The organism is Bacillus songklensis (assembly GCF_042649685.1).
GTDB lineage: Bacteria > Bacillota > Bacilli > Bacillales > Bacillaceae_H > Bacillus_BA > Bacillus_BA songklensis.
In genome coordinates this window covers 324,380-339,501 of the sequence record NZ_JBHRZT010000073.1, presented here as the reverse complement: position 1 = coordinate 339,501, position 15,122 = coordinate 324,380, and the positions used below count along the sequence as shown (strand labels likewise).

Sequence of the window (15,122 nt, the reverse complement as noted above, 5' to 3'; positions counted from 1 at the left end):
TCTCACCTCTCCTATACCTCTTCTACCACCGCTGTTAAACGCTGAACGATTTCATCAATTCGCTCATCCTTCAATCGATAGCTGACGGGATTCACAATTAAGCGGGATGTAATATCCGTAATATGTTCAAGCTCCACGAGTCCGTTTTCTTTTAACGTACGGCCCGTTGACACAATATCCACAATCCGTTCTGCCAACCCGATCATTGGTGCGAGCTCAATGGATCCATTTAAATTGATGATCTCTACCTGCTCTCCTTGCTCCCGAAAATAAGTAGAAGCAACGTTCGGATATTTTGTTGCTATTTTTGGCGCTACATCGGAAGGAACCGTATCAGGAAGACCGGCTACCGCTAAATGGCATTTACTGATTTTTAAATCCAGTAATTCATATACATCGCGCTCTTCTTCCAGCAATACGTCTTTTCCGGCAATTCCAAGGTCTGCTACACCATGCTCCACATATGTGGTCACATCCATCGGCTTTGCCAAAATGAATCGCATGTTTTCTTCCGGTACATCAATGATCAGTTTGCGCGAATCATCAAACTCGGGAGGAAGTTGAAATCCTGCTTTTCGTAAAAGTTCGGCGGCCTCTTCAAAAATACGGCCCTTCGGCATCGCAATCGTTACTTGGCTCATTTCTCTCCCTCCTTCTTGGCTTTTCCGATTAAATAAATGACTTCTTCAAACGTCGTTGTAAAACCATCAATATTTTGCACGCCTGCTACATCTTGAAGAACGACACGCTCTCCTTCTTGCCTTTTTTGCTTCGCCATGCTTAAGGCCTCTTCCAGTCGTTCTTGACTGAACAAAATACAAATAGCAGGACGAGACTCATATCCCTTTCCATTTAACGCTTCAATAAGACGATCCAGTTGAATACCAAAACCTGTCGCCGGTGTCGGTCTTTCGAACTTCTCAAGCAATTGATCGTAACGGCCGCCGTTGCCGATATGGAAACCGACGTTTTCGGCAAACACTTCAAATAGAATGCCTGTGTAATAACTCATATGGCTCACTAAATTAAAATCCACTTTAATTTCATTTGTGACCCCGTATGATTCAAGGATGGCCCACAATCTTTGCAGTTCACGTGCGGCTTCTTTGCCCGTTTCGTTTTCTACTAAATCAATGGCCTCCACAATCTTCATTTCATTTCCACGCAGACTTAGCAACTGCAGAAGACGCTGCTTATCGATGGACGATAAACCAAGCTTTTTCACATGATTTCGATACCCCACATAATCCTTTTCATAAAGAAAACGGCGCAGTACGTTCGCTCTCTCTTCGTTTCCCACAATCTCTAAAAACAGGGAATTAACATAACCGATATGACCGATTGCCACTTTGAAGGAAGACAACCCTGCGCGCTTTAATGCATGGATCATAAGGGCAATCACTTCCGCGTCCCCGCTGATGGTTCCATCTCCAATGAGCTCCGCACCCACTTGCTCAAATTCAGAAGGTCTTCCTCCTTCATTTTGTTGAGCGCGGAACACATTTGCTTCATACGCTAAACGAAGCGGAATGCGGTTTAAGAGCTTGGAGGCCGCTACACGCGCAATCGGAGTTGTCACATCAGGACGCAACACGAGCGTGTGCCCCTCTTTATCCAATAATTTGAATAACTGTTGATCTAAAATGGAAGAAGCATCTCCAACCGTTTCATAATATTCAAGAGTTGGAGTTGCCATATATTGATAGCCCCATCCTTCTATTTCCGCGGCTAATTTTTCACGAACTTGCTTTTTCCTTTCATACAAGGCAGGTAATGTATCACGCATACCTAATGGTTTCTCAAACATAAATAATTTTGCCACCAAGACACGTCCTTTTTATATACTTTAGTTTGCTAATGTGTTAACAAGATAATAAATTAAAGTTATATGTAGTTTACAACGGTTCCTGGAACCCGTCAACCTATTGACACACAATTCATGCATTTACATATTCACTATGTTTTGCTCTTTCCCCTTTTCTTAAACAAGAAAAGCCGCTGAGATTTCATGTCTCAACAGCTTTTAACTATGGCTTATGCCGCTGTTTTCTTATTCGCTGGAGATGCGGATTGCTTTACTTTACTGTACATTGCCCCTAATGCCATTCCAATTAGAGATGGAACAATCCAGCCGACTCCTTGATCATAAAGAGGGAATTTTCCTAATACGCCATCCAATGAGTGCGATAAAAATGTAACGTTAATCGTTTCTGTTAGGCTAAATAAGCCCGTCAATAAGATGGTCGTAAAATAGACATCTTTCACTTTGTTCACATAGTGATCAAATAAACCAAGGATGATCAGCACAACAGCCATCGGATAAATGGCACCTAAAATCGGTACAGAAACAGCGAGAATCTGAGTCAGTCCCAGGTTTGCTACTAACGTACTTAAAGCAGCTAACACAACAGCCCAGCTTCTATAAGACAAAAATGACAGAATGCCTGAAAAATATTGACTGCATGAAATGACAAGACCGATTGATACACATAAACACGCAAGTGTAAATAACGCCCCCAGCATCATTGTGCCGCCTTGACCGAACAGGTCATTCATAACAATCGTTAATACTTGTGCCCCGTTCTCAGCTTTTCCGAGCGTTGCACTCGAAGCGCCAAGATAACCGAGAATGCTATAGATAACGGCAAGCAATGTTCCAGCTCCAAGCCCCGCTATCATCATATACTTTGATATTTTCTTAGAGTCTTCTACACCTTTAGCACGAATCGTATTGGCTACCACGATACCAAACACAAGCGATGCCAATGCATCCATCGTTAAATATCCGTCTAAAAAACCTTTTAACAGAGGACCATCCCGGTATTGCTCTGAAGGAGCACTGAACGAACCGATTGGAGTGAGCAGGCTTTTAACAAAGATGATTACAATTATACATAAAAGAATGGGCGTCAACAGCTTTCCAAATCGATCCACAAGTTTGGAAGGCGACAAACTTAACCATAAAACAATACTAAAAAACACAATCGTATAAAGCAAAAGCATGGAAGGCTTATCAGCCGCAGCTTCAGGCAGAAATGGTTTCATTCCCATCTCATACGCAATCGTTCCGGCACGGGGAATGGCTAAACCAGGGCCAATCGAAACATAAATTAAAAATGGAAAGATGACGGCGAACAAAGGATGAACCCTTCTTGTGAGTGTCTCGAAACTGCCCGCTTTCGCGACGGTCAACACGCCAAGTATAGGCAGACCAACAGCGGAAACAACAAACCCTGCCAGCGCGAGCCAAACATCATCGCCTGCAGAACGTCCTAAAAAGGCAGGAAAAATGAGATTGCCTGCACCAAAAAACATGGAAAATAACATAAAACTAATGAAAATCAATTCTTTTTGAGTAAAACGCTTCATGATGACCTTCCTTTTCAAAGTGAATAAGTTGAATTATAACAACTCCTTTTTTTGAAATCTACAGAATAATAAAAAATAACTAAAATTAATTTTTTCTATTAGAATAGCCCAGCTATCTAAAGATAGCTGGGCTATTCTAATAGAGAAGTTCTTTTTAGAGATCTATACATCTCAAAAAACAATTTCTCCTTTGTCTTCATATAACATGAGGGGTCAGTAAAATCTTGATTTGCCAGAATTCTTATAATACTCAAGTTCGTGAGGGTGTCTTATAAATTTTAAAGAATAATAAAAATTCTTTCAGTAGAGTGATTTAAACGGCCTGTTCTTTACGCCGTTTAAATCACTCTCTTTTTTCCATCTCCTCTTTTGTATAGATGATCCGCATCGGGTTTCCGCCGACAAAGGCACCGGCGGGTACGTCTTTATGGACGAGCGTTCCGGCTGAGACGATCGCTCTGTCTCCAATTGTGACACCGGGTAAAATCGTTGTATTAGCCCCAATCATGACTTCGTCCCCGATGATGACCTCACCTAAGCGGTATTCTTTTATTAAATATTCATGGGCCAAAATCGTCGTGTTGTACCCAATGACGGTATTGCGGCCAACTTGAATTTTTTCAGGAAACATCACATCCAGCATGACCATGAGGGCAACTGACGTTTGCTCTCCCACCTTCACACGCAAAAACGTTCGATACAACCAGTTTTTCAAAGACAAAAAGGGAGTGTAGCGTGCAATTTGAATCACTAGAAAGTTTTTGACGACTTTCCAAAACGGCACCGTTTTATAAACATGCCAAAGCGAATTAGCCCCCTCTACAGGATAACGTGTCGTTCTCCTCAAACTTTCATTCCTCCAAGAATGTCCCTTAAATCACTCATCTTTTCTAAAATAAAATCAGGCTCGTACTGTGCGATGTGCTCGCGTCCTTTTGCGCTCCACGCGACACCCGCCGTTTTCGTTCCAGCATTTTTTCCGCCTAAGATATCATGATGATTATCTCCAACCATCAGTGCTTCTTCCGGCTTAGCATCCAATTGTTGGAGCGCCTTTTCAATCGGTTCTGGATGCGGTTTTGGATTGGTCACATGATCGATCGCCACAATCACATCAAAAAACTGGTCCAGCTTAGTCAGCTTTAATCCCATCATGACCACATTGCTCATTTTCGTCGTCACAATACCCAGTTTATATCCTTGCTCTTTCAGCCATTGAACGGTTTCAAATACGCCTTCAAATTCTTTCACCAATAGGTCATGGTGCGAAATGTTGTATTCGCGATACGTATCAATGAGCTCCTGTACCCGTTCTTTGTCGATGCTAACAAATGTTTCATATAAAGTGGGCCCCATAAATGGAAGGACATCCTCACGCTGATACTTGTTCGGATAGAACTTATTCAAGGTATGTAAAAAGGAAGAAATAATAAGTTCGTTTGTATCAATCAATGTTCCGTCTAAATCAAAAAGAATCGTGTTAATGCTCATATGTTGCTTCCTTTCTGCTTACAATTTCGGCTCGATTCCAAATTCTTGCGACAATGATCGTTAAAAGAATAGCTACACACACCCGGATGAGCAGGAGCGGCAGCACGTTGATTCCTAACGGAACGAAAATGAGCGTATCCTCTATAACCGCGTGGCACGCCACTAAAAAGATAAAGGCCAGTGTCGCATCTTTTGAGGATACCCCATCTTCTTTGACCGCTTGAATCATGACACCTGCTCCGTATGCTAATCCAATCAGTAATCCTGTCGCAAGCGTTAGAGATGTATTTTCCTTCATTCCAAGTATCCTTGTCGCCGGTGCCATCCAATTCGAAAACTTCACCAACCAGTTTAAGTCTTTCAAAATTTGCATCCCGATCATGACAGGAATGACGATCAAGGCAAGCTGAATAATACCAAAACTCGCTTTTTCGATCCCGTGCATGAAGATGGCCATCCATCCGTTTACTTCTTCCGCTTTTGAGGAAAGAAAACCATACTGAGCCGGTTCACCCCCGCCCTGCCACAGCAAGCTGATGAAAAAAGCCGACACAATCGCAAGTCCGATACGAACCGCAAGGATGACCCAGAGCTTGACGCCTACTTTAAGCGCTACTCCTGTTTCAATAAACAAGTTATGAGAGAATGATAACATGACAGCAAGAATAAAGACTTCTTTCACCGTTAGATCTAATGATAGTATGGCTCCAATTCCAGCATATAAATTCAAGCAATTTCCCAGCACAAGCGGAATGGCCGCATCGCCTGACAAGCCGATAAAGCCCATAAGCGGCGCAATCAGTTTGGCGAACCAGTGGATGATCGGAGTGTACTGAAGAATGGAGACAATCAACGTAATCGGAAAAATGATTTTACCAAGCGTCCATGTCGTCTTTAAGCCAACAAACAATCCCTTTTTAATCGAGCCAACCAAACGTAACCCTCCCTTCTCTACTCTAAATATCGTTCCTTACTCCAGCCTTTTACGCGGCGAATGATCAGCAAGACAATGGCTAAAGCAATAAAGAACAGTGAAATGACTTGGGCAATGCGCAGCGTTTCCGTCAACATCAAGCTGTCCGTCCGCAGCCCTTCTACAAAGAAGCGTCCAATTGAGTACCAAATGATATACGTGAAAAACATCTCGCCCCGGCGTAAATTCACCCGTCTCAGTGCGATCAATAAAATAAAACCAACTAAGTTCCAAAGCGATTCATATAAGAACGTTGGATGATAATACGTACCGTTAATATACATTTGATTAATAATAAAATCCGGTAAATGCAACCCTTCCAGAAATTCTCTCGTTACAGGGCCGCCGTGTGCTTCCTGATTCATGAAATTTCCCCAGCGCCCAATCGCCTGCCCAAGGATAATGCTTGGTGCTGCAATATCAGCGAGCTTCCAAAAGGAAACCCCTTTTATCTTTGAAAAGACAAGAGCAGTTGCCACAGCCCCTATCAGACCGCCGTGAATGGCAATTCCCCCCTGCCAGATTTGCGGGATTTCGCTCACATGCTGCGAATAATAGTCCCACTTAAAAATGACATAGTAAATCCGGGCACAGATAATGGCAATCGGTACCGCAAATAACACAAGGTCGACAAATAACTCTTTTGAGAGACCGCGACGTTCTGCCTCACGTGTTGCGATATACAAAGCCAGCAATACTCCGACACCGATGATGACCCCGTACCAATAAATGGTGATTGGACCTAGATGAAGGAATACACGGTCCAACGGTTGAATGTTCCCCAGCACAATTTCACTCCCTTTCCTTAAAGTTCATCGTGATGATCAACATCTTCGATTACATCTGTTAAGCGATTTGAAAACTGCTCGGCTGCATTAATTCCCATCCGCTTTAAGCGGAAGTTCATCGACGCCACTTCAATGATAACAGCCAGGTTTCGCCCTGGACGAACCGGAACAGTCAACCTCGTAACATCTGTATCAATGATTTTGATTTTCTCTTCTTCCAACCCGAGTCGGTCGTATTGTTTGTTTTGATCCCACAGCTCCAGGTTGATAACAAGGGAGATGCGTTTATAGCTGCGAACAGCTCCCGCACCGAACAGGGTCATCACATTAATGATGCCTAATCCGCGAATTTCAAGAAGATGCTCGATCAGGCCAGGTGCATTCCCAACAAGAGTATCCTGGTCTTCCTGGCGAATTTCTACACAATCATCCGCTACAAGACGATGGCCGCGCTTCACCAATTCCAAAGCCGTCTCACTTTTACCAACACCGCTCTTGCCTGTAATCAAGACCCCTATTCCGTATACGTCGACTAAAACACCGTGCATAGCGGTCGTTGGTGCCAGCTTACTTTCTAAAAAGTTTGTTAAATGACTCGACAAGCGTGTCGTTTTCATGTGTGAACGCAACACTGGCACGGATTCACGTTCAGATGCTTCGATTAATTCAGGCGGCACTCCCATCTCACGCGAAACGATAATGGCCGGTGTAATATCGGTACAAAGCTTCTCCATCCGAATTTTTTTCTCTTCAGAGTCTAATTGCTGGAAGAATGAAAGTTCCGTCTTACCTAATAATTGAAGGCGCTCTGCCGGATAATATGTAAAAAAGCCTGCTATTTCAATCCCGGGGCGAGAAATATCACTTGTTGTAATGGGGCGGTTAATCCCTTCTTCCCCGCTGACAAGCTCTAGATTAAACTTTTCAATGATGTCTTTCGTTCGAACTCTGGCCACACTATTTCCTCCTTTTTATAGAATCGGGCTTAAAACCCCTAGGGTGGCAGTTGACCTCAATGCTTACCCTAAACAACCAAAATAAAGATGCTGTACAAAGTGCAGCATCTTTATTTTAGCATTATTTGACTAATAAAAGAAATGAAGTATTATTTCCGTTTTTGCAACGGCTCAATGATCAAGTTTTGAATGAAAAGATTCAGCACGGACATAATGACGGACGCTATAACAGCCGTACCAAACCCTTCGATCACAAATGAATCCCCCATAAGTGCTTGGGTAATCATTAATGTAACCGCATTGATGACAAATAAAAATAAACCGAGTGTCAGGAAAGTAACAGGCAAAGTCAAGAAAATCAAGATTGGCTTCACGATGACATTTAGGATGGATAACAAAATACTGGCGAGAACGGCCGCACTCACAGACTCCAAATAGAACGATTCTATATATCCTGCAATCACAATTAATACAAGGGAATTCACTAAAATACGGATTAACCAATGAAACATCTCTAGTACGTCGTCCCCTCTTCATCCGGTACAACAAATATCCAAATTAAATAAATGAGCGCAAGAGAGCCGTACCCTATAATGACCCCAAGGGCAAACAAAATACGGAGCAAAGTTACGTCCCATCCGGTATAATCGGCAAGTCCTCCGATCACACCGGCCAGCTTCCGGTTCTTACGGGAACGATAAAGTTTTTTCATGCCGTCCACTCCTTAGCCGTTATTCTTAATGGTAACGGAACTTGTTTTGGACTCTGCAAACAGTTTGCATGTTCGTCCATAAAGCATATTGGCTCTAAAACGCAAGACTTTTTGTACCGTTTCATTTTTTTCTTCTACTATTTCCAGATTCGGAAGCAAACATGTAAAATTTCCGAGATTCGATTTTAAATCTCCTTCCACTGCCGCCGTATTCGGTACGCATACATCAATACTTCCGGTCGTCGTTTTCAAGAAAATCTTCTCTGTACGTTCATCCTTAAAATGGCACTTGATGCTGCCGTTGAATGTTTGAATATTTACTTTCTCATATGCCCCTTCCATACGAATCAATCCATTAATGGTTTCTGCTTCACAATTCTTCACATGGGACCCATCTATGGTAATGTGGCCGTTCGCTGTTTCGATTTCCGCCTCTTCAGCCCGAATGTTTTTTAGATGAATGGCCCCATTGGCCGCTTTCATTTTTAACTCCCCGGCGCTTACCCCTTCTGCAAAAATGGCACCGTTGAACATCCTAACTTTTACTCGTTCATACATCGTTGATGGAATGTAAATCTTCGTTTTGACTTTCAAATGCTTTTTTTGAACCAAAAACCGAAGCAAGCCATTTTCAATCGAAAAAGTGACACTCTGTAAAAAAGATTGCCGTGCCGCTTCTTGGTGTTCCACCTTATACACAAGGGCGTCACACTCCACTCGAACATCCTGGTGAGTCCACGGCAGCAACTCCACTCCGCCATTCGTTATATCAATATCAATTTGCTGGATGCAGCCCGCAGAATGTTGAAAAATATGCCTCACTTCATAAGAGGGACCAAAATTAAAATCCAAATCTAAATCCTTCACCTTTTTTAACGTTTGATCTACAAATGTTAAAAATTTATCTTTAAACGACACATGGGATGCCGACTGCTGTTTGGATGTACTTTTTCCATGACCGGATACAACGGTTGAGAGCTCTTGTACGATCTCTTCTGTCTTCACCGCTGCTTTCTTTTCATCTTTTTCTAATGCTTCTAACAGCATGAATGCTTCATTTGCAGATAGCTTCCCCTCTTCTACCATCTTTAGAATTTGCTTTCGCTTTTCAATCATCCATGATGCCCCCTGCCGTCCATCATCTTTTCCTCCATGAATCAAGAAAGTAACACTTTAATGCCTTTGACAATATTCCAAATCGTAATAATCAAGCTTAAAATCCCAAATACAACCATCATGATCACAAACCAGCCGAATATAAGATCTCCTGATAGAGGCATACCTGGAATAAATGCGAGGAAAAACAAGAGAAAGGTTAAAGCCGGGATTAAATGCGAAATAAAGGAGGCTTTCGCATGCCTTTTCACGTCATACTCATCCGTTACAAAGTAGACGATAACAGGAAACAAAAACGGGGCAAAAAACACACTGAAGTAACATAAGGAAGAAATGATTTTTTTAACTTCCATCCTTTTTCAACTCCTTCAATTTGTTATACGTTTATTCCACCAAATAGTTTCATATGCTATCCAAATCCACATAAATTAAGGGAGATGGATGAAAAACAATCCATCTCCCTTAATTTACGCATAAGCGGGTGACAAGCTCCCTTACGGGTTCTTGTCACCCGCTTATACGAGAACCTTTGGAAGCTTATTCAGGATGGGAGAACAGAAAGGCCAAAAACAGAATAAAAAGCGAAGGATGATGTAAAAAGGTTAACTGGAATTAATATACAAGCAAAGAGGCTGACCCGAAAACATGCTTTCGAATCAGCCTCTTTCAAAAAATGTTCAATCTGCTGTTAATTCGTTACCGCTTCAGCCTGCTTGATGCGCTCTTCCATCCGTTGGCGGTCACGCTGTAAGATCGGTTTTAAATAACGTCCTGTATAGGAACCTTCCACTTCCGCTACTTCTTCCGGCGTTCCGGTCGCAACGATTTGTCCGCCGCCGTCTCCTCCTTCCGGTCCAAGATCCACGAGGTAGTCGGCCGCTTTGATCACGTCCAGATTATGCTCGATCACAAGCACGGTATCACCGTTTTCCACAAGCCGCTGCAATACCTTCAAGAGACGGGAAATGTCATCGATATGCAAACCTGTTGTCGGTTCATCCAAAATGTAGAGTGTACGGCCCGTCGAACGGCGATGCAGCTCAGATGCAAGCTTCACACGCTGGGCTTCCCCGCCCGATAACGTCGTCGCCGGCTGTCCAAGGCGAATATAACCGAGGCCGACATCTGCAATCGTCTGCAGCTTACGCTTGATTTTTGGGATGTTTTCAAAAAATTGAAGTCCGTCTTCGACTGTCATCTCCAATACGTCTGAAATGTTTTTCCCTTTATACGTTACGTCCAGGGTCTCGCGGTTGTATCGTTTTCCATGACACACTTCACACGGCACATATACATCCGGCAAGAAATGCATTTCGATTTTAATAATGCCATCCCCTCGGCATGCTTCACAACGACCGCCTTTGACGTTAAAACTGAAACGCCCTTTTTTATAACCGCGTACTTTCGCTTCATTCGTCTGGGCGAACACCTCGCGGATATCATCGAATACTCCTGTATACGTAGCCGGGTTCGACCTTGGCGTGCGTCCGATTGGTGACTGGTCGATATCAATGACTTTATCGAGATTTTCTAGCCCTTTGATTTCTTTATGCTCGCCAGGCTTGCTTTTCGCCTTGTAAAGCTTTTGGGCAAGGGCTTTGTGTAACACTTCATTGATGAGTGTACTCTTTCCGGAGCCGGATACGCCCGTTACCGCAATAAACGTACCAAGCGGAAATTTGACGCGAACGTTTTTCAAGTTATTTTCTTTGGCCCCGACAATTTCAATCATCCGGTCTTTATCAGCTTTTCTTCGCTCATGAGGCAGCGGAATAAACTTTTTCCCCGCCAAATACTGGCCTGTTAACGAGTTCGGATCGTTCATCACTTCTTCCGGTGTTCCGCTTGAAACGACTTTTCCCCCGTGAACACCGGCACCGGGCCCAATATCAATAAGGTAATCGGCCGCCATCATGGTGTCTTCGTCGTGCTCGACGACAATTAATGTATTACCGATATCGCGCATGCTTTGCATCGTTTGAATCAAGCGATCGTTATCGCGCTGATGGAGTCCGATAGACGGCTCATCCAAAATATAGAGAACGCCTGTCAGGCGGGAGCCGATTTGCGTCGCCAGACGGATACGCTGCGCTTCTCCTCCTGATAAGGTGCCCGCCGAGCGGCTCAATGTTAAATAATCAAGACCAACATTGTTTAGGAAACCTAAACGCTCTTGAATTTCACGCAAAATCAAGTTGGCAATTTTCATTTCTTTTTCTGTCAACCGCAGTGCCGTAAAAAACTCGTACGCTTCTTGAACGGAAAGCTTTGTTACATCACCGATATGACGGCGGTCAATTAAGACCGCTAAGCTTTCTTTCTTTAAACGGTTCCCTTTACAAGTCGGACAAGGTTGATGGGCCATGTACTTTTCCATTTGTTCACGAATATAATCCGAGCTTGTTTCCTTGTAACGGCGCTCAACATTCCGGATGACCCCTTCAAATTGGATATAATTTTCACGAATTTGCCCGAAATCATTTTCGTAACGGAAGTAAATGTCTTCCCCATCACTTCCATACATCACCTTATCCAGTAAATGCTTTGGAATGTCCTTTACCGGTACATCCATATCAATACCGTAATGGTTACAAACCGCTTCTAACAGCTGCGGATAATATTGAGAACTTGTCGGCTCCCACGGGGCAATCGCATGTTGACGCAATGTTAAATCATAATTAGGGATAACAAGGTCAACATCCACTTCCAATTTGGAGCCTAATCCGTCACAACTTGGACAAGCGCCGTACGGACTGTTAAAAGAAAACATGCGCGGCTCTAATTCCCCGATGGAAAAACCGCAAAGCGGGCAGGCATGATGTTCACTGAATAGCAGCTCTTCTTCCCCGATGACGTCAATGATGACCCTTCCTTCTCCAAGCTTTAAAGCTGTTTCGAGTGAATCCGCAAGACGGGTTTCCACTCCTTCCTTCACCACAATCCGGTCCACAACCACTTCAATGGAATGCTTTTTATTTTTTTCAAGCTCAATCTCTTCTGACAGATCCAGGATATCTCCATCAACGCGAGCTCTTACGTACCCTTGCTTTTTAATATCTTCCAGCACCTTGGCATGAGTCCCTTTTCGTCCCGACACAACGGGTGCCAGTACCTGGAGCTTCGTACGCTCCGGATATTCCATGATTCGGTCAACCATCTGCTCAATCGTCTGCGACGTAATCTCTACATCATGAACAGGACATGTCGGGTGTCCAACACGCGCAAACAACAAACGCAAATAGTCATAAATCTCCGTCACTGTTCCGACCGTTGAACGGGGATTGCGGCTCGTCGTTTTTTGGTCGATTGAAATAGCCGGTGAGAGCCCTTCAATGGCATCTACATCCGGTTTATCCATTTGCCCTAAAAACTGACGTGCGTATGCGGACAGGGATTCGACATAGCGTCGCTGCCCTTCCGCATAAATGGTATCAAAGGCAAGGGAAGATTTGCCCGAACCGGATAACCCCGTTAGAACGACTAGTTTGTCGCGCGGAATGGTGACATCGATATCTTTTAAATTGTGAGCCCTCGCTCCTTTTACTACGATGTTTTCCATAGCCATACTTTTTTGATCATCCTTCCGCTTTTAACTCTATTAGTAAATCGCGCAATTCAGCTGCACGCTCGAAGTTCAATGCTTTCGCTGCTTCCTTCATTTCCAATTCAAGCTTCGCAATCATCTCTTCACGCTCTTTTTTCGTCATTTTGCCGACAGCTGGTGCTGCTTCATACGTTTCCGTCTCCTCCGCCGCAATCGTCGCACGAATTGAACCATGTACCGCTTTTTGGATGGTTTGGGGCGTGATGCCATGCTTCTTATTGTACGCTTCTTGAATCTCACGGCGGCGTTTTGTCTCATTGATCGCAATTTCCATTGAATTTGTCATGCGGTCTGCATACATAATGACATGGCCGTTTGCGTTCCTTGCTGCACGTCCAATCGTCTGGATGAGCGAACGCTCTGAGCGCAAAAATCCTTCTTTGTCGGCATCTAAAATCGCCACAAGCGACACTTCGGGGATATCCAGCCCTTCCCTTAACAAGTTGATGCCGACTAATACATCATACTTACCGAGACGGAGTTCCCGAATGATCTCAATACGTTCAAGCGTTTTAACTTCCGAGTGAAGATAGTTCACTTTAATTCCGATTTCTTTTAAATAATTCGTCAAATCTTCGGACATTTTCTTCGTGAGGGTTGTCACGAGTACGCGTTCATTGCGTTTAATTCGCTCTTGGATCTCTCCGATCAAATCATCAATCTGTCCTTCAATTGGACGCACATCAATATTAGGATCTAAAAGACCTGTCGGACGAATGATTTGTTCTACGACTTCCGGGGCTTTTTCTAACTCATACGGCCCTGGTGTAGCCGATACATAGACGATTTGGTTAATATGTTTTTCGAATTCCCCAAATTTCAATGGGCGGTTATCCAATGCTGATGGAAGGCGGAAGCCATGATCCACCAATACTTGTTTACGAGCCTGGTCTCCATTATACATTCCCCTAATTTGCGGAACCGTAACATGGGACTCATCGATTACAATCAAAAAATCCTCAGGGAAGAAGTCCAGCAGCGTGTAAGGTGTTGAGCCTGGCGGACGAAGCGTCAAATGGCGGGAATAGTTTTCGATTCCCGAACAAAAGCCCATCTCGCGCATCATTTCCAAGTCGTAGCGCGTACGCTGTTCAAGGCGCTGCGCCTCGAGCAGTTTTCCGTTCTCACGCAGCTCGTGAAGGCGCTCTTCCAGCTCTTTTTCGATATTTTGAATGGCAATGCGCATTTTATCCTCACGCGTAACGAAGTGGGAAGCCGGGAAGATGGCGACATGTTCACGCTCAGCCAAAATTTCTCCTGTTAATGCATCCACTTCACGGATACGATCAATTTCATCACCGAAAAACTCGATGCGGATGCAATGTTCATCCCGTGATGCCGGAAAGATTTCCACAACATCTCCGCGCACACGAAACGTTCCGCGCTGGAAATCAATATCGTTGCGCTCATATTGCACATCCACGAGCTCGCGCAGCAATTGATTCCGCTCCTTCTCCATACCGACACGAAGCGACACAACCATTTCTTTGTATTCTTCCGGCGAACCTAAGCCGTATATACATGAAACACTGGCAATCACAATCACGTCTTTTCGTTCGAACAGGGCAGACGTCGCTGAGTGGCGAAGTTTATCGATTTCGTCATTTATACTCGCATCTTTTTCGATAAACGTATCGGTCTGCGGTACATAAGCTTCCGGTTGATAATAATCATAATAGCTGACAAAGTATTCGACCGCGTTATTCGGGAAGAATTCTTTGAACTCGCTGTATAACTGTCCTGCTAATGTTTTATTATGGGCAATCACAAGTGTCGGCTTGTTCACTTCTTTGATCACGTTGGAAACGGTAAACGTTTTACCCGTCCCTGTCGCGCCAAGCAGCACTTGATGTTTTTTTCCTTGATTAATTCCTTCAACAAGCGTTTCAATCGCTTTTGGCTGATCTCCTTGCGGTGAATAGGCAGACACTAATTCAAATTGGTCTTTCACGCAAAAGCCTCCAATCACACAAAAAAATATAATCTCATTGTAGCACAGTTGGATAGGAAAACTCCAAAAATACGAACTGATATTCCCATATAAAAATATCCTCCGTTTTTATGGAGGATATTTTTATATGGGCTTAAAGGAAACATCTCCTGATGTCCCCTT

At 43.7% G+C, this 15,122-nt stretch carries 14 protein-coding genes; all 14 read right to left on the bottom strand.

The window, feature by feature from the left end:
* Positions 1 to 11: 11 nt before the first annotated feature.
* A complete protein-coding gene (gene hisG / locus ACFOU2_RS24790; protein WP_377919001.1) occupies positions 12 to 641 on the bottom strand; it encodes an ATP phosphoribosyltransferase in 630 nt (209 codons plus the stop codon).
* On the bottom strand, positions 638 to 1,822 hold the full coding sequence (locus ACFOU2_RS24785; protein ID WP_377919000.1) for an ATP phosphoribosyltransferase regulatory subunit: 1,185 nt from the start codon (positions 1,820 to 1,822) through the stop codon (positions 638 to 640). The genes hisG and ACFOU2_RS24785 overlap by 4 nt, the downstream gene beginning before the upstream one ends.
* Before the next feature lie 212 nt (positions 1,823 to 2,034).
* Positions 2,035 to 3,369 carry a branched-chain amino acid transport system II carrier protein gene (gene brnQ, locus ACFOU2_RS24780; RefSeq protein ID WP_377918999.1) on the bottom strand — a complete coding sequence of 445 codons (1,335 nt, stop codon included), beginning with the start codon at positions 3,367 to 3,369 and terminating at the stop codon, positions 2,035 to 2,037.
* A 343-nt stretch (positions 3,370 to 3,712) separates the two neighbouring features.
* Positions 3,713 to 4,216, bottom strand: a complete 504-nt coding sequence (locus ACFOU2_RS24775) for an acyltransferase (RefSeq protein WP_377918998.1) — start codon at positions 4,214 to 4,216, stop codon at positions 3,713 to 3,715.
* Entirely contained in the window at positions 4,213 to 4,860 is a 648-nt protein-coding gene (gene ppaX, locus ACFOU2_RS24770) for a pyrophosphatase PpaX (protein ID WP_377918997.1), read from the bottom strand. The genes ACFOU2_RS24775 and ppaX overlap by 4 nt, the downstream gene beginning before the upstream one ends.
* Positions 4,850 to 5,794, bottom strand: coding sequence for a nucleoside recognition domain-containing protein (locus ACFOU2_RS24765; protein ID WP_377918996.1), 945 nt, complete (start codon positions 5,792 to 5,794; stop codon positions 4,850 to 4,852). Before ACFOU2_RS24765 ends, ppaX begins: the two co-directional genes overlap by 11 nt.
* A 17-nt stretch (positions 5,795 to 5,811) precedes the next feature.
* Entirely contained in the window at positions 5,812 to 6,621 is an 810-nt protein-coding gene (lgt, locus tag ACFOU2_RS24760) for a prolipoprotein diacylglyceryl transferase (RefSeq protein ID WP_377918995.1), read from the bottom strand.
* 17 nt (positions 6,622 to 6,638) lie between these two features.
* Positions 6,639 to 7,577 (bottom strand): HPr(Ser) kinase/phosphatase, encoded by a 939-nt coding sequence (hprK, locus tag ACFOU2_RS24755; protein ID WP_377918994.1) that lies wholly within the window; start codon positions 7,575 to 7,577, stop codon positions 6,639 to 6,641.
* A 149-nt stretch (positions 7,578 to 7,726) separates the two neighbouring features.
* Complete coding sequence (locus ACFOU2_RS24750; RefSeq protein ID WP_377918993.1) at positions 7,727 to 8,089, bottom strand: phage holin family protein; 363 nt, start codon at positions 8,087 to 8,089, stop codon at positions 7,727 to 7,729.
* Positions 8,090 to 8,091: 2 nt separating this feature from the next.
* Complete coding sequence (locus ACFOU2_RS24745) at positions 8,092 to 8,289, bottom strand: PspC domain-containing protein (RefSeq protein WP_377918992.1); 198 nt, start codon at positions 8,287 to 8,289, stop codon at positions 8,092 to 8,094.
* A gap of 12 nt (positions 8,290 to 8,301) precedes the next feature.
* Entirely contained in the window at positions 8,302 to 9,405 is a 1,104-nt protein-coding gene (locus tag ACFOU2_RS24740) for a DUF4097 family beta strand repeat-containing protein (protein ID WP_377918991.1), read from the bottom strand.
* 41 nt (positions 9,406 to 9,446) lie between these two features.
* Positions 9,447 to 9,758 carry a DUF4870 domain-containing protein gene (locus ACFOU2_RS24735; RefSeq protein WP_377918990.1) on the bottom strand — a complete coding sequence of 104 codons (312 nt, stop codon included), beginning with the start codon at positions 9,756 to 9,758 and terminating at the stop codon, positions 9,447 to 9,449.
* A 335-nt stretch (positions 9,759 to 10,093) separates the two neighbouring features.
* A complete protein-coding gene (gene uvrA / locus ACFOU2_RS24730; protein WP_377918989.1) occupies positions 10,094 to 12,970 on the bottom strand; it encodes an excinuclease ABC subunit UvrA in 2,877 nt (958 codons plus the stop codon).
* Positions 12,971 to 12,980: 10 nt separating this feature from the next.
* A complete protein-coding gene (uvrB, locus tag ACFOU2_RS24725) occupies positions 12,981 to 14,960 on the bottom strand; it encodes an excinuclease ABC subunit UvrB (RefSeq protein WP_377918988.1) in 1,980 nt (659 codons plus the stop codon).
* Positions 14,961 to 15,122: the final 162 nt, after the last annotated feature.